Raw genomic sequence first — 20,483 nt, forward strand, 5'->3', positions numbered from 1 at the left:
GCGCATTTCTTTAACCCGAGCCTGACCTTACTGCACCTTGCCCAGCCCGGAGGGCCGGCGCGGGTCGCTGGCGGCGTCGAGTTTGTTCGCCTTGCGGTCCCAGGTCACCACGTTCATGAAGCCCCACGACGAGCGCACCTTGAGGTTGTGGCCCATGTCGTTGAGCGCCTTGGTGGTGGCCGCATCGAACGTACCGTCTTCCACCGCCACGGTGTCAGGCAGGTACTGATGGTGGAAGCGCTTCTGCGCCACGATGCCCTGGGCGTCCTTGCCGTCGATGAAAGCGAGGATGCCCTCCAGCACCTGGGTGATGATGGTGGAGCCGCCCGGCGAGCCGATCACCGCGACGCGGTCGGCACCGATGACAAAGCTGGGCGACATCGAGGAAAGCATGCGCTTGCCACCCTTGGGCGCATTGGCCACGCTGCCGCGAAGACCAAACGCATTGGGTTCGTTTGGCACCAGGGCAAAGTCGTCCATCTCGTTGTTCAGCAGCACGCCCGTTTTGCCCGCGACAAACGCCGAGCCGAATTCCAGGTTCACCGTAAGCGTGCTTGCCACCATGTTGCCGTCGGCATCGATGATGGAGAAATGCGTGGTGTGCATGCCCGGATCCGCAGCCAGCGCCATGGGCAGCATCGACGAAGGCGTTGCCTTGTCGGGAAGGATGGTGGCACGCAGCCCGTCGGCGTAAAACGGCGACAGCAACATGTCCAACGGCATCTTCACGAAGTCCGGATCGCCCAGGTAATCGTTGTGATCGCGGAACGCGCGGCGCATGGCTTCCAGGGTGACGTGCGTGCGATGGACGATATCCATGCTGGCAAGGTCATACCCGGCCAGGATGTTGAGGATCTCCGCGATCGCCACGCCACCGGACGACGGCGGCGGCGCCGTGACGATCTTGAAGCCGCGGTAATCCAGGTTGATGGGCTTGCGCTCCTTTACCTTGTAGGAGGCAAGGTCCTGGAGCGTCCAGTTACCGCCGGCCGCCTTCGCTGAACCTACAAGTTCCTTCGCGGTGTCGCCCGCATAAAAGCCCTCTACTCCCTTGTCGGCAAGGCGCTCCAGGGTGGCGGCAAGGTCCGGCTGCTTGAACGTCCAGCCCTTCTGCGGCACCGCGCCGCCCGGCAGCAGCAATGCCGCGGATGCCGGGTAACGCGCCAGCACGTCCTTGCGTTCTTCAATGGCACCAAGGAAACGCTCATCGGGCTGGAAGCCGTCGCGGGCAATGCGGATCGCCGGCGCCAGCGACACCTTCAACGGCAACTTGCCGTAATGCTCGGCCATGTACACCAGCCCTGCCGGCTCACCGGGGATACCGGCGGCGAGCGGACCGTTCTCGGCGGTATCGCGGTTGGGCTTGCCTTGTGCGTCGAGGTAAACCTTGGAGTCGACTGCGCCGGGAGCCACCTCACGGGCGTCGATGAAGGTGCCCTTCGCATCGCTGGCTCGATAAAGCAGCGCCATGAATCCGCCGCCTATCCCTGAACTCTGCGGCTCCACCACGGCAAGTGTGGACGACACGGCCACGGCCGCATCGAACGCGTTGCCACCCTTGGCCAGTACTTCGAAACCGGCGTTGGTGGCCATGAAATTGGCACTGGCGATGGCCGCGTGGCCAGGGCGTTTGGCCGTTTCCGCCGGCGCCGCCTGGGCAGCTGCCGCCACGAAGAAGAACGAAGCGGCGGCGACGCGCCAGCCGGGTGCAAGCGTCATGCGCGGATCTCCAACGGGCCAAAGAGGTCAATACGACATGATGCGACGCAGCACGTCAACCCGCGCGTGCCATCAGGTGTTCGTATTTGAGCTTAAGTGCGTCCTGGCCCTCGACGTGGGCAGGGTCCAGCTCGATGCACTCGACCGGACAGACCTCGATGCACTGGGGTACGTCGTAATGCCCCACGCACTCGGTGCACAGGGAGGGGTCGATGACGTAGTACTCCTCGCCCAGCGAAATGGCCTTGTTCGGGCAAACCGGCTCGCAGACGTCGCAGTTGACGCAGGTATCGAGGATCTTCAGTGACATGGGGGCCATTGTACCCGGCCCCCATGTTCGAAGGGGTTACATCTGGACGAAGCGGTACTCGGCGCCCGTGGGCGTGACCACGGCGCCCACGCGGTCCTTGTCGGCGGCATCGCCGATGAACAGCACGATCACCTTCTTGAAGGAGCCGGCCTGGGTGTCCTTGAAGGCCGCGACGATAAGGTCGGCGGTCTTGGTCGAGTCCGGGCCGCCAAAGGCCAGCATGTTGCCCGGCAGCACGCCGCGGGCCGTGGTGCCCTGCACGTTCTCAAGCTGGCGTTCGCGACCGGCCACGGCTGCGTCGTCGTCACCGGCTGGCACCAGGTAGGGATACGGGCGGTCAGCCGTCATGCCCTGCATGTTCGCCTTGACGATGGTGCCCAGGTACTTGCCCCAGGCAGCGGTGTCGGCCGGACTGGTCGGCTTGGCTACCGGGGCCACGGCCGTGGTCGGTGCCGCGGCTTTGTCCTCGTCACCGGAATTGCCGCAGGCGCTAAGGGCCACGACCGTCATGGCGATGGAAGCTGCAAAAATGAGTTTACGCATGGTGGTCACCCCAGTTTGGATATTTCAGACTTGGCTTGATGCAGGCGACGCGACGCGCCAGCGCTGGCGCATCGCCTGTTGTACTGCCGGATGCACGAAGCCGGAGATGTCGCCGCCAAGGCGGCCGATCTCGCGCACCAGCGAGGAGGAAATGAAGCTGTATTGCTCCGCCGGCGTCAGGAACAACGTTTCGGCGTGCGGGATCAGGTGGCGGTTCATGCTCGCCAGCTGGAATTCGTATTCGAAGTCGGACACCGCGCGCAGGCCGCGCAGGATCACCCCGGCGCCGATCTCGGCAACGAAATGGGCCAGCAGGGAATCGAAGCCGCGCACTTCCACGTTTTTCTGATCCGCCAGGGCCAATCGCGCCAGCGAGATCCGTTCGGACAGGCTGAAGCCCGGCCCCTTATTCGGACTTTCGGCCACAGCCACCACCACGCGATCAAACAACGGCGCGGCGCGGGCCACGAGGTCGGCGTGGCCGTTCGTGATGGGGTCGAACGTGCCGGGATAGACGGCAAGGCGCGGATTGGTCATGGCAGGGTCGACGCGAGCATCGGATTAGCTTAGCCGATCAACCCGATGGCGGCGATAGAGGGCAAACACCACTTCCCCCGCGGTGCCCTGGCGATGTAGCAGCCAGCCCGGTGGCGGAGTGAAGGCGCTGCCGCGGGCCGATTCGACATAGATCCACGCATGCGCCCGCAACCACCCGCCAGCCTCCAGTCGATCACCCACCCGCTGCCACAGGTCCAGCGCGAAGGGGGGGTCAAGGAAAACCAGGTCGAAAGGCCGCGGCGGCCGGGCCAGGAATGTCTCCCATGAGGCGTTGATCGCAGTGGCCTCGATCCCCTGAAGCCGCGCCACGTTGGCCTCGATCCCCTGCACCGCACGGCGGTCGGCGTCCACCAGCACCGCGCTGGCCGCCCCACGCGAAAGCGCCTCGATCCCCAGGGCCCCGGTGCCGGCGAACAGATCCAGGCAGTCGGCGCCCTCGATCACCGGGGCGAGCCAGTTGAACAGGGTTTCGCGGACCCGCTCAGGCGTGGGCCGCAGGCCGTCCACTGCGGGCACGGCAAGACGGGAATTGCGCACCTTGCCGCCAATGATGCGCACCCGACCGGGCTGCGGGGAGGCCATCAGCTTGGAGCCCGCTCAGCGGGCGGTGGGAAGGACGGTGCTAGCATCTGCCTATTGTCTTTCAATCCCCTGGTCCATGCTCAAGTTCTGGAAGAAAAAACCCGCCGAGGGCGAGGATGCCTCCGCCCCCGCTGCCGATGCCGCGTCGGTGGATACCGCCTCGGAAACCCTGGCCGAAGCCCTGTCCGAATTGCCGGCGCCTGCCCAAGCCGAACCGGAAAGCGCCGCCATTGAAGAATCCGCACCGGCCGTGCGCCTTTCCTGGCGCGAGCGGCTCGCCGGCAGTGGCTTCGCCAAGGGCCTGGGCTCGCTGTTTGTCCGCCATCCGAAACTCGACGACGACCTCCTGGACGAACTGGAAACCACGCTGATCACCTCCGACGTCGGCGTGTCGGCGTCGACGGAACTGGTGGAAGACCTCCGCGGCCGCATGCACAAGCGCGAGTTCGCCGATGCCGGCGCGCTGCTGGCGGCGCTGCGTCAATCACTGGTGGATATGCTCCGCCCGGTAGAGCAACACCTGGATGTTTCCACCCACAAGCCATTCGTGATCCTCACCGTCGGCATCAACGGCGTGGGCAAGACCACCACCATCGGCAAGCTGGCGCGCCGCTTCCGCGATGAGCACCGCGACGTGGTACTGGCCGCCGGCGACACCTTCCGCGCCGCCGCCGTGCAGCAGTTGATGACCTGGGGCGAGCGCAACAACGTGCCGGTGATTTCACAGGGCCAGGATGCCGACGCCGCCAGCGTGATCTTCGACGCACTGACGGCTGCGCGTTCGCGTGGCACGGATGTGTTGATCGCCGATACCGCCGGTCGCCTGCATACGCAGGGCGGCCTGATGGACGAACTGGGCAAGATCGCCCGCGTGTTGAAGAAGATCGACGCCGAAGCCCCGCACGAAGTGTTGATGGTGATCGACGGCACCACCGGCCAGAACGCCATGAATCAGCTGCGACAGTTCCTGGCCATCGTCGGCGTGACGGGCCTTGTGGTGACCAAGCTCGACGGCACCGCCAAGGGTGGCGTGGTATTTGCCCTGGCGCGGGAATTCGGCCTGCCCATCCGTTACGTCGGTTTGGGCGAGAAGGCCACCGACCTTCGCGTGTTCGATGCCGAAGCCTTCGTCGATGGCCTGTTGCCGGCCGCGCTCGGCGCCTCGTGACCGCGGCCCGACGCTGGCGGCGGAGCCTGGCCTGGTTGGGCCTGTTGCTCGCGCTGCTGGTAGCAGGCGTGGTCATTGCCGTCTACGTCATGCTGCAGCCGGAGCGCTTCACCTCGCTGCTGGCTTCACGCGCCCGCGCGCTCGGCGTGGAACTCACGCTCAGCCAGCCCGCATCGCCCTCGCTGTGGCCGCGCCCGGCGATCGAACTGCAAGGCATCAGTGTCCGGGGTGATGGCGGCGGCAGCATCCTGCTGGCCACGCGTGGACGCATCATCCTGCCCTGGCGGGCGCTGCTGCGAGGCGATACGGCGATCTCGCGCATCGAATTCGACAGCCCGCGCGTCGACCTTGATGCCCTCTCCGCCGCCATCGACGCCCTGCCCCCGGACAACAGCGGCGAGCACCCGTTCCTGCCGACGATCGATACCGGCTTGTCGATCAAGGACGGCACGGTGATCCGGGGAAATGCCGTATGGCTGGACGACGTCGACCTTGATACCGGCGAACTGCGTAGCGGCCGTCCGTTCAACCTGGCGCTGCGCTGCAAGGATGCCTCGGGCCGGCCTCTCTCGCTCGACCTTGGCACCACGCCACGCCTCTTGGTTGACGTGCTGGATCTCAACGACATCACTGTCGCAGCGACCGTGGGCAACGACGTCCGGGCAAACCTCAAGGGCAACGCGCATTGGCGCGGCGGCGCCAACGTGGCGGGCTCGGTGGCCGGCGATCTCAACCGCGGCGGAGAGGCCTATCAGGCGAGCGTGGCGATGAGCCCGGCAAACATGAGCGACCCACTCACGCTGGCGATAAAGCTCGACGGCGGCACCGACCACGCCGACGTGCGCATCGCACCACTGAAGTTGGCTGCCTGGTGGTCGTCGATGGCAGGCAGCGGTCCGCTATCGCTGCCCTCGTTCGATGGCAAGGTGGACGCGGCCAGCGTCGAAGCCGGCCCGGTGAAAATCCAGGGTTTGCACCTACGCAGCGGCCCCGATGTCACGTTGCCGGCACCCGCCTCCACGGCGCCGGCAAAATGAGCGACGTTGCCGCGCAACTCCTGGCCTGGTACGACACCCATGGCCGCAAGAACCTTCCCTGGCAGCACCCGCGCACGGCGTACCGCGTATGGTTGTCCGAAGTGATGCTGCAGCAGACGCAGGTCAGCACGGTCATCGGCTATTTCCAGCGCTTCCTCGATCGCCTGCCCACCCTACCCAGCCTCGCCGCCGCCGACGAAGACACGGTGCTCGCGCTGTGGGCGGGGCTGGGCTACTACCGTCGCGCGCGCTTCCTGCATGCAGCCGCCAAGCTGTGCGTGGAGCGCCACGGCGGCGACCTGCCCACCGGTTTCACCGAGCTTGCCGCCCTGCCCGGCATCGGCCGCTCCACCGCCGGCGCGATCCTGGCCCAGGCGCACGGCCTGCGCTTTCCGATCCTGGATGGCAACGTCAAGCGCGTGCTTACGCGCTTGCACGGCATCAAGGAATTTCCTGGCGACACCGCCACGGAAAAGAAGCTGTGGCTGCTGGCCGAATCGCACACGCCAAACGCGCGGCTGGCCGACTACACGCAGGCGATCATGGACCTGGGCGCCACGGTGTGCGTGCGCACGCGGCCACTATGCGCGGCATGCCCCCTGCAGGCCGATTGCGTAGCGCACCGCGACCACCTGACCACCGTAATCCCCGCGTCCAAGCCCACCAAGGCCATACCCACCCGCGCCACCACCATGATCGTGCTGCGCGATGCACACGGCCGCATCCTGCTGGAAAAGCGAGGCGCCGCAGGCGTGTGGTCGGGCTTGTGGAGCCTGCCCGAAGCCATCGACCTCGAACATGCCGCAGTCACCGCCACCGCGCTTGCCCGCGTCGCGGAATCCCGCGCCCTCACCCCGTTTACCCACGTCTTCAGCCACTACCGCCTGAACGTGCACCCTGTGCTGTTCGACCGCGCGACAGCCACCCCAGGCATCGCCGACAATGACCGCCTTCGCTGGTGCGCGCCCGGTGATGCCGCGGCCCTTGGCCTGCCGGCACCCGTCCGCACCTTGCTGTCACCGCTTTGGGAGATACCCGCATGACGCGCACCGTGCATTGCATCAAGCTCGACAAGGACGCCGATGGCCTGGATTTCGCCCCGTGGCCGGGTGAGCTGGGCCAGCGCATCTACCACCAGGTCAGCAAGGAAGCCTGGGGCCAGTGGCTCGCCCACCAGACCATGCTGATCAACGAGATGCGCCTGTCCCCGCTGGACCCGAAAACCCGCAGCTTCCTGGCCGCGGAAATGGAGAAGTATTTCTTCGGTGGCGATGTCGCCCAGCCCGCCGGATACGTGCCGCCGGAGGCCTGAAGGCTTGACGCCGGGCCGCTCACCGGATTTAATACGCGGCTCACCCAGCAACATTCGTTGCGTACCCATGGCCGGGTAGCTCAGTTGGTAGAGCAGGGGATTGAAAATCCCCGTGTCGGCGGTTCGATTCCGTCCCCGGCCACCATTCCAGTAGACATGCTGAACTCGTAGCGACTTTTGCCTACGCGATTTTCGGTCGTCGCGACGCTCGATAAATCCATCGCGTCATTCCAGACAAAAGCCCTCTAGGCCGTCACTCTGTTCGTCATCGCTGCTGTCTTGAAGTCGGCGTGGCCCGTGCTTTTCCCGGGCTATCGAAAAAGCAGCCGTCGCCCGCCGTGCGGGCATTAACGCAGGTGACGCGCCAGGAAGAAGTAGACCAAGTGGCCCAGCCCCGTCATGCCCAGGAGTATGGCGAACATACCCGCTGTCACGTCGCGTAGGTTGAACAACTCCAGCAAGCCAAATCCAATGCCGATCGCCAACAGGACTAATCCCCAGCGAAGCGAGTTCTGCCGGCTGGCGGCGGCTTCGTTTTCCAGCATCAGCGCGAAGTCCTCCGTAGGCCCGTGGATCTGCAGTAACTTGCGTCGGGAATAAGCGTCAACGACGATCTTGATCGTGTACGTCACGCAAAGAAAAAGAGCAATGGGAATGATGACGTTCTTATCCATGAGTCGTTCCGTTATGCCCAAAGGGCCCATGTGAAAGTAGATACGTCCACCCGGCGATCGGTTGCATCTGAAGTCGGTTGCAACCGATCACGGCTGCGCTGTATCTAGTTAGGGGTGAACCGCCCTGAGGCTACCGAATCTCCCGACGCCGACCGCGCGCTGGTCGAAGCGGTATTGGCGCGCGTCCCGCGATCGTTCGAAGAACTCATATCCCGGTACCAGGGACTTTGCTGGCACATCGTCCTGCGCATGGTAAGGAACCCGGAGGACGCGCGTGATATATGCCAGGAGACATTCCTTCGTATATTCAAATACCTTCACCAGTATCGTTTCGACAGCCCACTAAAATCATGGGTGGCCCAGGTCGCCTATTCGGTAGCCAAACGCCATCTGGAGCGAAAACGCATCCCGATCGCGGACGAACCGGACGACCCTGAAGCCGGGTCCTTGCTGGATTCGGTAAGCGATGGCTTTGACCTGGAGGCTGCCAACGCTGACGACCAGATCAATCGCCTTTTACACGCCGCGATTGATGCGCTGCCGGCCTTGCAACGATCATTGTTGACGATGTATCACCTGGACGAACTCTCGATTTCTGAAATAGCGTCCATTACCGGCGTCCCCGAGGGCTCAGTGAAAAGCCACCTTTTTCGATCACGAAAGCGGCTGCGCCAGTGGCTCGAACTACGAACAGGAGTGATCACATGACCAACCAGAGCTTCGACGACGGCGAATGGCAGGCTCAGGAACGCGCCAGGAAGGCCGTGCGTGATGGTGCCGTGTCATCGGGTGACGAGAACGCGGATGTAGCGTATCGGCGAATCGCCCAGGCGCTGCGTGAGCCGCCGTCCATTGGCCTCCCGAGGGAGTTCGCCGCGGACGTCGCGAAACTTGCGTCGTCATCGGCGCCTCCATTTCGTACCAAGGCAGATCCCGAGCTCCGTATCGCCGGCGCCCTGGCGGGCATTCTCGTGGCCTGCTGCGTTGTCGTGGGTTTCCGCTACGCCGGTGCATTGGGTTCGCTACTGGCCTCGCCCCTGGGGGCATGGGGTCTTTCCGCACTGTGCTGCACCGCGGCCGCACAAGGCTTCCAGCTTCTGACCAAACGCATGGCGGGTGGATTCGAGGCGTCGTTGCGATGAGCGCGCCTACGCGCGACGCCTGGCTGGAACTAAGGGAACTCGAACCCATCTTTCACACGGCCGCCTATGGCCCGACGCGACAGGACGCCGAATGCTTCGTCGATGAAAACTTCTGGGAAGTCGGCGGGTCTGGAACGGCGTACTCGCGCGACGTCGTGCTTCAGGTTGTCCAGGAACGGCTGGCCAAGGGCGAGCCAGAAAGCATTCCCCTGGAGGATTTCCAGTGCCGCGAAGTCGGCACCGGCGTGTTCCTGGTGACTTATGTCCTGCGCCAACCCGACCGCCCTACCCGTCGCTCCACGCTGTGGCGCTCTACGCCCGACGGCTGGAAGATGCTCTATCACCAGGGCACACCGATAAACACCCAGCCTTAGTTCACCGACGCATCCGCTTTCACCACCAGCACATCGGCAACCCACGCCTGCTGCCACCTGGATACCTTTTCATCCGGACCCAGCAGCTGGGGCGACACTGGCACCGGGGCAGCAAAGGCCTGCCGCCCATCAATGCACGCCGCATTGGCGGCACCGTAAAGACGCCCCGCCTCTTCCATGACGACCGCAACCAGCACGCCGCAATTCGCACACAACAGGAATTGCGCACGCTTGGACCCCTGCCGGTAGAAGCGAAGTGCGCCCGCCTCATTCTCGAACACCGAAAGCCGCCCCGCCGGATCGGACACATAGGCCGCCCCGTGCATCTGGCAGAACGAGCAATCGCAGGCGCGGGGACTGATCCCCGTAATCTCCCTGGCCGTTGAAAACTCAAGGCCAAGCTGGCCGCAATGACAGCTTCCGCGTAGCACCTGGGTCTCAGCCATGGTCAGAACCCACCCATCATGTTGATCAGCGCAGTATTGCCGACGCCCAGTCTAATCAAACCCTTAAGGCGGCATCCCATCAAGCTCCGCCGCGGCCACGGCCAACCCTGACACCACACCCAGCGATGGATCACCCTTCACCAGTTCGATTTCCGGGAAGCTCTCGCGTACCGCGGCCTGCACGGCGGGCGAACGCGAGGTACCGCCGGTAAGGAATACGCTAGCGGCGACGTCGGAGTTGGCAAGGTCGCCGCGGACGTCGTCGAGGGTGCGCTTCAAGCGATTGATGAAAGGCGAGATCGCATCGATCAGTTCGGGCTGGGTGGTGTCCACGCCAAGGCCATCTTCAAGGAAGCCGAGGTCCGAGTGATGCGTCGCATCGGCCGATAGGAGGATCTTCGTGCGCTCGGCTTCCTGGTTCAGCCGCGTGGTGGCGCCGGGCTTCTGCAGATTGCGCAGGCGCGACTGCCAGGGCTCGTCCACCATGCGGTAATCCTGCTTGCGAAATTCCCGCTGCTTGGGAAGGTTATGCACGCTCGCCGCTTCAACAAAGTGATGCACGGGCACGTTGGCGATGTTGTTGCCCAGGAGCGGCATGAAGGCATGGACGGAGAGGTTTACGTCCAGGTCCGTGCCGCCCTTGGGCAAGCCCCAGCTGCGGGTGATCTCCGGGTGCTGGCCGCCACCGAGTTCGGCGAAGGCGACGTCGGTGGTGCCGCCGCCGATGTCCACGATGAGGGCGCGCTGACGGGTGGCCAGGCTCTTGTGATAGTGCATGGCGGCCGCTGCGGGTTCCTCCAGGAAGGAAACTTCATCGAAGCCTGCCACGGCCGCGGCTTCGCGGAGCAATTCCACCGCCTGCTCGGAGCCGCGCTCGCCCATCGACGAACGGAACTGCACTGGCCGGCCAATCACCGCGCTTCGAACCGCTTCGCCCAGCTGGCGGCTGGCTGTAAGGCGGATATGCTCAAGGATGTGCGTTGCGATGTGCACGATCACCCTGCGCACTTGCGGGTCCATGCGGAAGCCCAGCATCGACTTGGGCGATTCGATCAGGTTGCCGTCGCCGTACTCAAGATAGGCATCCACGGCATCGTCACCAAATAGCGCGTGCTGGAAGCTTTCCAAGGTGGCCGTGGGCGAATTGCGGGCGCGATCTTCCAGCCACTGCCGGCGCACCAGGCGTATCGCGTCACGACGCAGCGCGTCTTCGCTGCGTTCAGCACCGCCGAACTGCCGCAACTGGGTGCGCAGGTCGCGCACTTGCGCCTCCACCTCCGTTTCAAGCGCGGGAGTGAGCGTGAAATCGTTGGGATCAGGTACGATCTCGGGGAAAAATACCGCCGTGCGGAATTGCGCCGCATCGCCGAAACGGATGATTTCCAGTTCGCCATTGCGGTAAGTCGCGGCGGCCGAGTAACTGGTGCCGAAGTCGATGCCGATATGCATGATGCCTGGATCCAACGGCGCGCAAAACGCTTACGCACGCTCAAGTGAGTTCACCAACGCCGCTTGCGACCTGGAGCGTGCCGATCCTCCGGTATCGCCAGGGTAATCAACAATTTTGACGGTCTGGAGAAGGCTTGTCCAGGCGAGCTATCCGACCCCTGCGAAACCTGAGCTTCCTTCGATTGAAAATTACCGCGTAACTTTGAGACAGTTCTGATGGAATTGCCTCGTCGCGTTTGCGAAGATTTATGGGTTGCCGGGTAACCGGTGACGATCGGGTATCAGAACCCGATGTACATACCCGACCACCGCAGGTAGCTCCTGTGGTGGTCGGGGCCACAGCCTTCGGGCAGGCAGCCAGGCGAGCGCAAGCTCGGCCGGTTTATGTGCACGGTTTCTGATCCTGGCTGCCTGCCACCATCCCTACGGCTGGCTCAACAACGGTCCCTGCAAGTACGCCCCGCGACGATCGAGGCCATCTGTCTTCGGGCGGGCAGCCAGGCGGGCGCAAGCCCGACCGTTTATGTTGCGGACTCTGACCCTGGCTGCCTGCCACCACTTTCGTGCCCGGCGCGAGATGGACAAGCGTGACCACTCACGCTACCCATGCCAGAAGTTCATTGGCGAACGTAATCCGCCCTGCTTACTATCCAGGCAAATGCTGGCCGCCGGCCCGCAGTTGGGAGGGTATCCGTGCGCTTCGCATTACTTTTGACCATGGCGTCGATCTGCTTTTGTGTTGGCGCATCCGTTGCGCGTGCAGAAGACCCCCCATCACCCACCAACCGCGCCGAGGCAGTGCAGATCATCGCCGACCTTCGCCACATCGTGACGCCCCAAGGCATCGAGCGGCACGAGAAGATCCGCATCGGCGGCATCGACCAATGGGTGAGCATCCGCGGCACCGACAAGCGCAACCCCATCCTGCTGATGGTGCACGGCGGCCCTGGCTGGGTATCGATGCCCACCAGCTGGTACTTCCAGCGCGGCTGGGAGGAGTACTTCACCGTCGTACAGTGGGACCAACGCGGCGCCGGCAGCACCTACGCCACCAACGACCCCGATGCCGTCGCCCCCACCATGACGCCGGAACGGATGATCGCCGACACCGAGGAAATGGTGAGCTGGCTGCGCAAGGAATTCGGCCGGGACAAGATCTTCCTGCTGGGCCACTCGTGGGGCACCTACCTCGGCCTCGAAGTCGCCCAGCGCCACCCGGACTGGCTGTACGCCTACATCGGCGTCGCCCAGATGACCAACATGCCGCAGAGCGAACGCGAGGGTTGGCAATTTGACATGGACGAGGCGAAGAAGGCCTCCAATGCGCAAGCCATTGCGGAGCTCAATTCGATCGCACCCTACGGCACTGGTTCGAAACCGATCACCGTTGCCAGTTTGATGATCCAGCGCAAATGGCTCAATCAATTCGGCGGCATGGTCTACCAACGAACAGGCGGTCAGGCAGAAGGTGCGGCCATGTCACTATCGCCGGAATACACCGACGCCGACGTGGACAAGGTTGGCGAGGCCAGCCAGTACTCGCTGAATAAACTCCTTGGCAAGGTCATAACGCTAGACCTGAGCCGTATACAGAAACTGGATTGCCCCGTGGTGCTGTTCCTGGGCAGACATGATCACAATGTCTCGTCCAGCCTGGCGGCAGCTTGGTTCGGGAAGTTGCAGGCACCATCAAAGCGACTGGTTTGGTTCGAGAACTCGGCTCATGAGGTGGCGGTGGAGGAGCCCGGCAAAACGCTAGTGTCGTTGGTGACGTATGTGCGGCCGCTGGCGGCCGATGCCCCTGTCCGTTGACGTCAGTCGCTCAAGCCAAGCGTCGAGAACGCGCCACAGTTGAACGTACGCTTCACCAAATCAACCGTCCTTCGGCAAACAAAAAGTCGGTGAGAACTTGATCGTTACGCTTTTCTGGCCAATCCCGCCCTGAAGATGGTCGAACTCGAACTCTGATATTTCAGTCCAAGGCGGAACTATCTTCCGGGGACAGCTGGTAACAGAAATGCGATAGCTTGCCTTGTTGTCCAGGACAAAGGATCCCACTCCATATTCATCAGTGGTCGACTTAAGGAGAAAATTCCGGTGACACACAAAAAAGCACCGATACTTGTATAGCGACAACTCCGCATTAGCCATCGGCTTATCGGTGTCGCGATTCACGACCGTAACGACCACAGTCAAAGCTGGCTTTGCCGTAGCTGCTCCACATGAAGCACTCAGGACAATCATGGCCATGAAGGCGATACGCCAGTTAACCCAACCGTGTGGCATCGATTTCGCTCCTAACTGGACCGCCGTGTTCCGTTACTGCACTTGTCTTCGTCCAATAGTTCCTCTACTTCCGCGCAATCAATGTCGAAAGCATAATTTGAGAGCTCTCCAGTTATCCGTAGGCGGCCGCCTGTCTTCTTCGCATCTAACGAAACCAATTCCACGACTTCGCTCTCAAAAACCTTCTCGGCCTGTAATCGGCAACTGGTTACCGCGTGAAAAATAAGCTTGGCCTCTTTGGATGCGCCGTCATCAGTCCAGAAAAGATCAATGGTTATAACCATACTCGCGTGGTCGAAATGCAACCCTTTAAGTTGGACACCCCAATAATTGTTCAGATTAACGGAAGCCATAAGCGATATCCCTTCACTACATCGTCAAGCATGCAGGGCATGCCGTCATTGAGTCCGGTAGGAGCGCAATACATCCCCGGTCTGCTTGTCTATCAACACTACGGGCGCTCCTCCAATCCTATTGGCGGGTAGTCGATAAGTGACTTCCCATTTGCCCTGACTGTCGGTCACCTGCAGGCAGAGGTCATCCGCCTTGAAGTCGGGATATGTGCGAAAGATGTAGTTCTTCGCTATTTCGGCGACCACTCTTTGCGTGTCGGAGAGGTCAGCACAGCTCGAAGAGGCATTGCTACACATTGGCGCTAACGCCAAGATCAGAAACGATACGAATGACACGTTGGACCACATGTGTTGTTGAAGTTCAGCACAGCACCACAAGGCACAACGATCCTTAGCTCTTCTTTGCTTACCCAACTAATGCGCATCCCCGACCCATTGGTCCGCATGACTTCGTGAACGGCGCCGCCTTCCTTCTTCCGCAAATAGACATGCGAGACGTCGACATCCGTCGCCCCTGTACCAACTATGGATACGAGTGCCTTAACGCTACCGTCTGGGCTAAGTTGTTCCGACTGCACCTCCCCCTTGATGGCAGTATCGTCAGAAGCACAAGCAGTCGTCCCTAAACCTGCAAGAATGAACAGCACTCGACAAAGTAAGAATTCCTTTGATAGCTCCCATGGAGCCATGCCTAGAAAGTTCCTTGTGAATCTCTCAACGGCGATGCATTTTGGAACATCGGCGCATCTTTGGCCGCACCGGGAAGACGCGTCCATGTCACCGGCGCATTCAATCCCGACAAAGACATAAACAAGCGCGCTCGCGCGAAACACTGGTCACCTAAAACCTGAGGCATGTATAAGGCGGAGTTTACGAGCCCAAGCATCGACCCCCGCTCTGCGAGCATAGAAAAGTCACGGAATGCACTTTTCATATCACCAACTTCTATCTCTAGATTTGCCCTCGCCCACAAAAAGCTATTGTCCTCTTGAAACTTCAATGGCTTTCGTGCCGCAGATCTTGCATACCCTATTGTAAATACGTCGAGCAATAGAGACCTCGTTTCATCCTCCCTCAGCAAGGTAGCTTTCCATGCCAACATACTTCGCCGTAACGAGAGGCGGGGCGCTTCTGGCATGAAGCCGAATAGATCCTTCTTACCAAACATAAGAATATACATTATGGCCTTTTCAGGCTCTTCCGCACTCTCGAAGAAATCAGTAGGGTTCACGCCCCTCCAGACATCCGATGGGTTAGCCGCCTTTCTGAATATGTACCAGAGCGCGACCTGTCTAGCACTCCGCTCAGGCGGGGATTTCATAACCTCGTTGACCACCGCGTCCGAGAGGCCATCTACAAGCATGAGTCGGTCGAGGAACTCATAGCTAAACCAGGGGACAGGAGAAGCACACTTTAGCGGCAGAGCATTAGCCAACATAGGTGTGACCGCCAACAAAATTGGAAGAAGATATCGAAGTGGCCTATTTATCTGCATCATCTCGTACCCTCGCCGCTTCATCAGAAGTGCATTTCTTCATACAAGCGTTGAAATTGTTGACCGTGGCCGGTACCAACAATGCGGCACGGACTGCTGGAACTGGAACCAACTTGCTCGAAGAGAAGAGAGCCCCAGCTCCTTTTGTAAATTCCCTGACGGCCTGATTCGTCGAGTTCTCGCCTATCTTAGCCACTTTCTCTGCTTTCTCTGCATATTCGATTGTCGAATTCAACGTGTCTGATCCAGGCTGCTTGCTCTGGTCTCCAGCGATCGCAGCGATCGCTAAACTTGCTGCAGTACACGTCGCCGCACACTGGGCTGGCGTCTTGGCCGAATACTCGACGGCAGCTCGATCAGTACCGATGGCCAACTGCAATGCAGCTGGTTGTTGCAACATGTATGAATATCCCCCTTCAACAGGCACGACAACGTAGTCCGATTTCCCGCTAGAATCATTCATCTTCTTGGCTTCCTTTTCAGCGGCCGCCAGTGTCATTTGCTTTCCATCAGGATCATAAAACCTGAACGGACTTGCATGTGCATACTCGTAGCGATTGAAGTTGAAGACATCGGCTACATCAGGGCGATAGGCATCAGTGCTCAAGAAACGTCCAGATGATGGATCGTAGTAGCGAGCTTGCATGTACACCAAGCCGACTCCAGCATCATTTACATGCCCCGTATATCCAGGCCCATCCGTAGGAGCTCCCAGCGCCTGACCACCGTAGGGACGGTAATCTGCCTCCACAACGACATTTCCAGTCGCATCCGTAGCCGCCAGCACTGTCCCCAGCTCGTTCGTGTAGTAATAAGTGACGGTTTCGGCTGCAGAGATACAAGGCGACCCGAATATCGCACACAGCGCGCTTGCAAAACTGAAGTAAACCGACAACAGGTTTTTCATTCGCATGTCGCTATCGTCCTGAATACGTTTTGGACCGCATAAGTAAAACGGGATGCATCAAATGGAATCGATGTAGATGCTTGTCCGAGCACTCCAGGCCGAACACCCACTTGCATTGCATGCCCTGACTTGGTAATAAAACATCTGCTGCGTGGCAACCCTGGTGTAGAGCTTCGACGTCTCCGGCCCCGTCCAGATCACCGTATACGTGCTGCCATCGGTCGACTCCTGCAGCTGGTAGCTCGTCGCACCACTCGATGCCGACCAACTGATCGTGTATTTGCCCTTCGACGTGGGCAATTGATAGGTGGTTGTGAGGTTCGCCGGTACGGCAGGCATGAGGGTGACGGACGTGTTTGCAGTACCACTGAATGGCCCACACCCGCCTGCATTGCAGGCCTGCACGCGGTACCCGTACGTCCCATTGCCGTTGCCCGAAATCGCCCGGCTGGTGGCGGCGATGTTCTGCAGCGTGGCGAAGCCACCACCATTAAACTGTTCCTGCAGGTTGTACGTTGCCGCACCTCCGACACCTGTCCAGCTCACCGTGTAGGCCCCGTTGGGGCTGGTGCCGGGCGCACTGATGCCCGGAGCGGACGCTGGAGGGATGGTGATGGTGGAGCTAGAGGTAGGCCCATAGCCGCTACAGCCATTCGCATTGCAGGCACGTACGCGATAGGTATAGGTACCGGTGCTGGTGGCGGTATAGCTATATGAGTTGCCGGCGCCGTTGTAGATGGCCCCGTACGCACCGCTATTGAAACTTTGCTCCAGCGAGTAATAGGTCTGGTACGTGGTGGTTGACCAGCCGATGGCAATCGGGCCGGTACTGGTCGCCGGGACACTAATGGCGGCTGGAATCGTAGGGATGTGCGCCACGGTGATCGTAGTCGTCGGACCCGTCCATGCACTGCAACCGTTGGCATTGCAGCTGTGTACCTGGAACTTGTAAGTTCCATCGGCCGGCGCGCTCAAGATGCTACTGGTGGCAGTGCCGCTGTAGAACGCGCCCCAACTTCCTCCATTGACCTGAACCTGGGCCACGTAGCTGGTGGTGTCGCTAGTTGCGCTCCAGCTAACGGAGATACTGGACAGATCGCCGGCCAGTACTGCGCTGATGGACGCGGGAGGAGACGGCGCCGAGGGCGGCGGCTGCACCACGACGTTCACGGTGCTGCTCCACGGACCACACCCCGCGGCATTGCAGGCGGCCACCCGGTAGCCAAACGTCGCCGGGCCGGTATGCGCGGTGCCGTGATTTAGTTCGTTGAGATTGGAGACGGGATTGAAAGCCGCGCCGTTCACCTGTTCCTGGAGTTGGTAAGTAGTGCCTCCGGGCACCGCCGTCCACGTCAGTGTGTACCCCACGTTGACCTGGGCAATGGCCGGGCCGGACAGGTTTGGCGCTACCGTTGGAATGGTGGCGTTGACCGTGCTGGCCACCATCTTCTTGCCAAGGTAGATGTAGTCGGTTCCAGTGACGGTGACCGGGTCGTACTGCCAGAGCAGCTGGCCGGACTGGCTGTAGGCGTAGTAAGTAGGCGTGCCCGACGCTGGCGCCTTCTTCACCCGCCGTCCTTCCGCGTCGTACAGGTAGCTGTCCAGCCCGGTGATCTGGGTCAGTCGATTGGCCTGGTCGAAGACCAGTGCCATGGCGTTCCTGCTGGTCACGTTGCCGCGGTTGTCATAACCGAAGCTCGAGACTGTGCCGGTTCCGCTGGTGATCGAGGCCAGGCGGTTACTGCCGTCGTAGTTGTAGGTATTGGTGACGCCGGCCGTGGTAAGCGTGCGGATGTTGTTGAGCGTGTCGTAAGTGTAGCTTTCCGTCCCACCCCACAGGTTTGACGCGGCATTGGTTAGCCGGTTCAGGCCGTCATAGCCAAGCACCTTGGTCCGCTGACCGGCGTTGGTGAGGTCGGTGATCTGGGTGATGTTGGCATTGGCGTCGTAGGCGAGATCCTCGCTAACTGCGAGCGCGCTGCCTATACCGTAGGCGAAGTTCAACAGCAGATTTCGGCTGGTCTTGTTCTTGTCAGCCAAGTAGCTGGCACCACTACCCAAGGTGAAGGACTTCAGGTCGCCGTCGGGGAAATAGGCGGCACCGATGGCGTAGCTCCCGGCCGCTGTCGGCCGGCCATGAGCGTCGGGCAAATAGTTCACCGCCTTGCCGTCGGGGTACACCGTGCTCGCCAGCGCGCCGTTGATGTCGTATCCGTAGCCGATGGACCAGTTGTAGCCATCAACCGACAACGTCTGGCCGGTCGGCAGATCCAGCTTGTTGTAGCCGTAGGTCCAACCGACCGCGCCGGAGACCGACGTCAGCGGCTTACCAGTGGCGGTGTAGGCCATCGACGAGGCGGCCGTCCCTGCCGGATACGTAATGCCAGTCACCCGGTTCATGGCGTCGTAGCCGCGCGTCGTGCGCGCCGCCGCCGCCACCTGCTCCTGGCCGCAGCCGGTACCGGTGATAGTCTGGCCCGATGCACTCCACGCCAGGTTATTCGCCCCATCGTAGGCCATGACCTCGGAGCCGGATTCCGGCTCGGTAGTACGGCACAGGCGATAGTAGCTGTCATAGACCAGGGACTTGATCACCGGCGTTACCCCACCGCCGGCCTGGGTGATCGATTGTGGGTTACCGAAGACGTCGCGAACGATGGTCTGCACCACGCCCTCGGGCGCCTGCACCTGGGTCGCCGCCTCATACGAAGGCTGGTCGAACACCTGGAAACTGGTGATGGTGCTATTGCCCTTCGGGTCGATCACCTGCTTGCGGGCGCCGGAAAGGTAATTGGTGGTGGTGGTGAGATTCCCCAGCTCCGAAGGCTGGACGGTGCTACTCACCCGGCCCAGGGCGTCGTAGATGGTGGTGATGCCGTCCGTGATGGATGACAGCGCGACCGCACCGTCCACGGGATAGGACTGGAAGGTCTTGTTGCCGCGCCAGTCGTATTCAGTACGGCTGGAGATAGCCAGTGCCCCGTCACCGGCACGGTAATCGACTTACAGAATCGGCCGCATCATGGCGTCGAAGTAAGTGGTCCAGACCTTGGCGCCCTGGTTGACGGTGCGCGCCCAATGAGTGGCGGGTACGCCCAGCACCGCTGTCGTCTGCAGGCTGTAAGCGAAGTGCTTGGGCGCCCAAGCCACGCTGTCACCGGCCGGATAGGTGATGTCCTGGATCCGGCCTATGTTGTCGTAGCCGTAGCTGGTGGTGTTCCCGGCCTGGTTGGTGATCGAGCTGATCTGCCCGTAGTCGTCAACCGCCAGCGACACCGAGGTACTGTCGGGGAAGCCAATTGCCTGCGGAATACCACGCTTATAGCTGGAAAGCGTCGTGGTCTTAATGTTGCCGTCAGTGAAGCTGGCCAATTGGCCCGCGGCATTGAACGCATAGGTCATCAGGAGCTGGCCGAAGTGGTAACGGCGCAGCGGCGTCACCGAGGCCAGGTCGTAATCCATCTGGCTGGCCGTCACTGGTGCGGCCAAACCACTACCGGTCGCCACCATTGTCGTGGGCAGGCCAAGCACCCAGTGCGGCAGGTCGTTGAGGTAGCTGGCTTGTTCGACCAGTGATTGGCTGCTGTTCGCTGACGAAGAACGAGTGGTGGACGTTGGTTGGACGAATGTATTGAAGGCATTTGCCTGCCAGGTATACGTATCACCGCTCACCGAAATGACCTTGGAGGCCATCGGCATGACGCGCTCCATCTGCTCTTTGTTAACCCTCTGCAGTTGGGTACTACCGTATCTGGCCGGCCAGGGGCCAGCGCCCGCAGCGCTATAGTTCATTACCTCCGAACGGATGACTGCGGAACCCGAGGCTCCCGAGTAAGCGTCGACACGATAAAGCAGGCTGCTCGAGGCGTCATAGGCATTACTGAAGGTATAGCGGGTAGCGTGCCCTTCGGGATCAGTGACTTCCGTCCACACTCTGTTTGCGCAGCCGGCGGTGCAATCTTCAGCCCAGCTCTGATTGGGCGCGGAATACGCGTACGACCACGTTCTCGGGGTGGCGATTCCCGCTCCGGAAAGGACCTCGCTATCGATCGACGCCTGACGATAGGCGTGCGGCACCTTGATGATCATCTGCCCGCTACTGGCGTCACAGATCTTCGTTACGTTGGA

The 20,483-nt window shown here is 61.4% G+C and carries 23 protein-coding genes and 1 tRNA gene; 9 read left to right on the forward strand and 15 right to left on the reverse strand.

The annotated features are described in order from the left end of the window. Window positions 1–27 precede the first annotated feature (27 nt). From ggt to rsmD, 5 genes are read right to left on the reverse strand one after another with little or no spacing between them, the layout of a single operon-like run. Window positions 28–1,719: a gamma-glutamyltransferase gene (gene ggt, locus NDK18_RS05770; protein ID WP_250627287.1), complete on the reverse strand. Its 1,692-nt coding sequence runs from the start codon at window positions 1,717–1,719 to the stop codon at window positions 28–30. A 55-nt stretch (window positions 1,720–1,774) separates the two neighbouring features. Next, window positions 1,775–2,029: a YfhL family 4Fe-4S dicluster ferredoxin gene (locus NDK18_RS05775; RefSeq protein WP_250627288.1), complete on the reverse strand. Its 255-nt coding sequence runs from the start codon at window positions 2,027–2,029 to the stop codon at window positions 1,775–1,777. Window positions 2,030–2,065: 36 nt separating this feature from the next. After that, window positions 2,066–2,572 (reverse strand): hypothetical protein, encoded by a 507-nt coding sequence (locus NDK18_RS05780; RefSeq protein ID WP_250625258.1) that lies wholly within the window; start codon window positions 2,570–2,572, stop codon window positions 2,066–2,068. Between the two features lie 24 nt (window positions 2,573–2,596). Beyond that, a complete protein-coding gene (gene coaD / locus NDK18_RS05785; RefSeq protein ID WP_250625257.1) occupies window positions 2,597–3,109 on the reverse strand; it encodes a pantetheine-phosphate adenylyltransferase in 513 nt (170 codons plus the stop codon). 24 nt (window positions 3,110–3,133) lie between these two features. Then, window positions 3,134–3,712 (reverse strand): 16S rRNA (guanine(966)-N(2))-methyltransferase RsmD, encoded by a 579-nt coding sequence (rsmD, locus tag NDK18_RS05790; RefSeq protein WP_250625256.1) that lies wholly within the window; start codon window positions 3,710–3,712, stop codon window positions 3,134–3,136. A gap of 76 nt (window positions 3,713–3,788) precedes the next feature. On the opposite strand from rsmD, the gene ftsY reads away from it, so the two are divergent. The 5 genes from ftsY to NDK18_RS05815 all read left to right on the forward strand — a co-directional run bounded on the left by ftsY (window position 3,789) and on the right by NDK18_RS05815 (window position 7,374). Further along, window positions 3,789–4,880, forward strand: coding sequence for a signal recognition particle-docking protein FtsY (gene ftsY / locus NDK18_RS05795; RefSeq protein WP_250627289.1), 1,092 nt, complete (start codon window positions 3,789–3,791; stop codon window positions 4,878–4,880). Further along, on the forward strand, window positions 4,877–5,917 hold the full coding sequence (locus NDK18_RS05800; RefSeq protein WP_250625254.1) for an AsmA family protein: 1,041 nt from the start codon (window positions 4,877–4,879) through the stop codon (window positions 5,915–5,917). Before ftsY ends, NDK18_RS05800 begins: the two co-directional genes overlap by 4 nt. Beyond that, window positions 5,914–6,960, forward strand: a complete 1,047-nt coding sequence (gene mutY, locus NDK18_RS05805) for an A/G-specific adenine glycosylase (protein WP_250625253.1) — start codon at window positions 5,914–5,916, stop codon at window positions 6,958–6,960. Before NDK18_RS05800 ends, mutY begins: the two co-directional genes overlap by 4 nt. After that, window positions 6,957–7,229 (forward strand): oxidative damage protection protein, encoded by a 273-nt coding sequence (locus tag NDK18_RS05810; RefSeq protein ID WP_250625252.1) that lies wholly within the window; start codon window positions 6,957–6,959, stop codon window positions 7,227–7,229. The genes mutY and NDK18_RS05810 overlap by 4 nt, the downstream gene beginning before the upstream one ends. Before the next feature lie 69 nt (window positions 7,230–7,298). Next, a tRNA-Phe gene (locus NDK18_RS05815) sits at window positions 7,299–7,374 on the forward strand. A 202-nt stretch (window positions 7,375–7,576) separates the two neighbouring features. On the opposite strand, the gene NDK18_RS05820 is transcribed toward NDK18_RS05815, so the two are convergent. After that, the gene (locus NDK18_RS05820) at window positions 7,577–7,903 is read right to left on the reverse strand and encodes a DUF6249 domain-containing protein (protein ID WP_250627290.1); all 327 of its coding nucleotides are present in this window, start codon (window positions 7,901–7,903) and stop codon (window positions 7,577–7,579) included. 114 nt (window positions 7,904–8,017) lie between these two features. Between NDK18_RS05820 and NDK18_RS05825 the strand changes: the two genes are divergently transcribed. The 3 genes from NDK18_RS05825 to NDK18_RS05835 are packed head-to-tail and all read left to right on the forward strand — an operon-like array spanning window position 8,018 to window position 9,419. After that, complete coding sequence (locus NDK18_RS05825; RefSeq protein WP_250627291.1) at window positions 8,018–8,611, forward strand: RNA polymerase sigma factor; 594 nt, start codon at window positions 8,018–8,020, stop codon at window positions 8,609–8,611. Beyond that, window positions 8,608–9,045: a hypothetical protein gene (locus NDK18_RS05830; protein WP_250627292.1), complete on the forward strand. Its 438-nt coding sequence runs from the start codon at window positions 8,608–8,610 to the stop codon at window positions 9,043–9,045. The genes NDK18_RS05825 and NDK18_RS05830 overlap by 4 nt, the downstream gene beginning before the upstream one ends. Next, complete coding sequence (locus NDK18_RS05835; RefSeq protein ID WP_250627293.1) at window positions 9,042–9,419, forward strand: nuclear transport factor 2 family protein; 378 nt, start codon at window positions 9,042–9,044, stop codon at window positions 9,417–9,419. Before NDK18_RS05830 ends, NDK18_RS05835 begins: the two co-directional genes overlap by 4 nt. On the opposite strand, the gene NDK18_RS05840 is transcribed toward NDK18_RS05835, so the two are convergent. Continuing rightward, on the reverse strand, window positions 9,416–9,865 hold the full coding sequence (locus NDK18_RS05840) for a GFA family protein (RefSeq protein WP_250627294.1): 450 nt from the start codon (window positions 9,863–9,865) through the stop codon (window positions 9,416–9,418). The two genes, NDK18_RS05835 and NDK18_RS05840, sit on opposite strands and share 4 nt — an antisense overlap. 63 nt (window positions 9,866–9,928) lie before the next feature. Further along, complete coding sequence (locus NDK18_RS05845) at window positions 9,929–11,314, reverse strand: Hsp70 family protein (protein WP_250627295.1); 1,386 nt, start codon at window positions 11,312–11,314, stop codon at window positions 9,929–9,931. 693 nt (window positions 11,315–12,007) lie between these two features. Between NDK18_RS05845 and NDK18_RS05850 the strand changes: the two genes are divergently transcribed. After that, complete coding sequence (locus NDK18_RS05850; protein WP_250627296.1) at window positions 12,008–13,126, forward strand: alpha/beta hydrolase; 1,119 nt, start codon at window positions 12,008–12,010, stop codon at window positions 13,124–13,126. A 60-nt stretch (window positions 13,127–13,186) separates the two neighbouring features. On the opposite strand, the gene NDK18_RS05855 is transcribed toward NDK18_RS05850, so the two are convergent. The 7 genes from NDK18_RS05855 to NDK18_RS05880 all read right to left on the reverse strand — a co-directional run bounded on the left by NDK18_RS05855 (window position 13,187) and on the right by NDK18_RS05880 (window position 20,444). Then, complete coding sequence (locus NDK18_RS05855) at window positions 13,187–13,600, reverse strand: hypothetical protein (protein ID WP_250627297.1); 414 nt, start codon at window positions 13,598–13,600, stop codon at window positions 13,187–13,189. Window positions 13,601–13,611: 11 nt separating this feature from the next. Continuing rightward, entirely contained in the window at window positions 13,612–13,953 is a 342-nt protein-coding gene (locus NDK18_RS05860) for a hypothetical protein (protein ID WP_250627298.1), read from the reverse strand. 45 nt (window positions 13,954–13,998) lie between these two features. Then, window positions 13,999–14,301, reverse strand: coding sequence for an NTF2 fold immunity protein (locus tag NDK18_RS19470; RefSeq protein ID WP_425502733.1), 303 nt, complete (start codon window positions 14,299–14,301; stop codon window positions 13,999–14,001). Window positions 14,302–14,644: 343 nt separating this feature from the next. Beyond that, entirely contained in the window at window positions 14,645–15,184 is a 540-nt protein-coding gene (locus NDK18_RS05865; protein WP_250627299.1) for a hypothetical protein, read from the reverse strand. A gap of 250 nt (window positions 15,185–15,434) precedes the next feature. Continuing rightward, the gene (locus NDK18_RS05870) at window positions 15,435–16,361 is read right to left on the reverse strand and encodes an RHS repeat domain-containing protein (protein WP_250627300.1); all 927 of its coding nucleotides are present in this window, start codon (window positions 16,359–16,361) and stop codon (window positions 15,435–15,437) included. A 51-nt stretch (window positions 16,362–16,412) separates the two neighbouring features. After that, entirely contained in the window at window positions 16,413–19,268 is a 2,856-nt protein-coding gene (locus tag NDK18_RS05875; RefSeq protein WP_250627301.1) for a hypothetical protein, read from the reverse strand. 90 nt (window positions 19,269–19,358) lie between these two features. Next, window positions 19,359–20,444, reverse strand: coding sequence for an RHS repeat domain-containing protein (locus tag NDK18_RS05880; protein WP_250627302.1), 1,086 nt, complete (start codon window positions 20,442–20,444; stop codon window positions 19,359–19,361). Between the last annotated feature and the right edge of the window lie 39 nt (window positions 20,445–20,483).

The organism is Pinirhizobacter soli, assembly GCF_015905305.1.
Classification (GTDB): Bacteria; Pseudomonadota; Gammaproteobacteria; order Xanthomonadales; family Rhodanobacteraceae; genus Pinirhizobacter; species Pinirhizobacter soli.

What these genes read in the sequence shown, in the direction of transcription:
- ggt (WP_250627287.1), bottom strand. Translation starts at nt 1,719, where the DNA reads ATGACGCTTGCACCCGGCTGGCGCGTCGCCGCCGCTTCGTTCTTCTTC.
- NDK18_RS19470 (WP_425502733.1), bottom strand. Translation starts at nt 14,301, where the DNA reads ATGTGGTCCAACGTGTCATTCGTATCGTTTCTGATCTTGGCGTTAGCG.
- NDK18_RS05870 (WP_250627300.1), bottom strand. Translation starts at nt 16,361, where the DNA reads ATGCGAATGAAAAACCTGTTGTCGGTTTACTTCAGTTTTGCAAGCGCG.
- NDK18_RS05820 (WP_250627290.1), bottom strand. Translation starts at nt 7,903, where the DNA reads ATGGATAAGAACGTCATCATTCCCATTGCTCTTTTTCTTTGCGTGACG.
- NDK18_RS05845 (WP_250627295.1), bottom strand. Translation starts at nt 11,314, where the DNA reads ATGCATATCGGCATCGACTTCGGCACCAGTTACTCGGCCGCCGCGACT.
- NDK18_RS05780 (WP_250625258.1), bottom strand. Translation starts at nt 2,572, where the DNA reads ATGCGTAAACTCATTTTTGCAGCTTCCATCGCCATGACGGTCGTGGCC.
- NDK18_RS05810 (WP_250625252.1), top strand. Translation starts at nt 6,957, where the DNA reads ATGACGCGCACCGTGCATTGCATCAAGCTCGACAAGGACGCCGATGGC.
- ftsY (WP_250627289.1), top strand. Translation starts at nt 3,789, where the DNA reads ATGCTCAAGTTCTGGAAGAAAAAACCCGCCGAGGGCGAGGATGCCTCC.
- rsmD (WP_250625256.1), bottom strand. Translation starts at nt 3,712, where the DNA reads ATGGCCTCCCCGCAGCCCGGTCGGGTGCGCATCATTGGCGGCAAGGTG.
- NDK18_RS05880 (WP_250627302.1), bottom strand. Translation starts at nt 20,444, where the DNA reads ATGATCATCAAGGTGCCGCACGCCTATCGTCAGGCGTCGATCGATAGC.
- NDK18_RS05830 (WP_250627292.1), top strand. Translation starts at nt 8,608, where the DNA reads ATGACCAACCAGAGCTTCGACGACGGCGAATGGCAGGCTCAGGAACGC.
- NDK18_RS05860 (WP_250627298.1), bottom strand. Translation starts at nt 13,953, where the DNA reads ATGGCTTCCGTTAATCTGAACAATTATTGGGGTGTCCAACTTAAAGGG.
- NDK18_RS05835 (WP_250627293.1), top strand. Translation starts at nt 9,042, where the DNA reads ATGAGCGCGCCTACGCGCGACGCCTGGCTGGAACTAAGGGAACTCGAA.
- mutY (WP_250625253.1), top strand. Translation starts at nt 5,914, where the DNA reads ATGAGCGACGTTGCCGCGCAACTCCTGGCCTGGTACGACACCCATGGC.
- NDK18_RS05855 (WP_250627297.1), bottom strand. Translation starts at nt 13,600, where the DNA reads ATGCCACACGGTTGGGTTAACTGGCGTATCGCCTTCATGGCCATGATT.
- coaD (WP_250625257.1), bottom strand. Translation starts at nt 3,109, where the DNA reads ATGACCAATCCGCGCCTTGCCGTCTATCCCGGCACGTTCGACCCCATC.
- NDK18_RS05775 (WP_250627288.1), bottom strand. Translation starts at nt 2,029, where the DNA reads ATGTCACTGAAGATCCTCGATACCTGCGTCAACTGCGACGTCTGCGAG.
- NDK18_RS05840 (WP_250627294.1), bottom strand. Translation starts at nt 9,865, where the DNA reads ATGGCTGAGACCCAGGTGCTACGCGGAAGCTGTCATTGCGGCCAGCTT.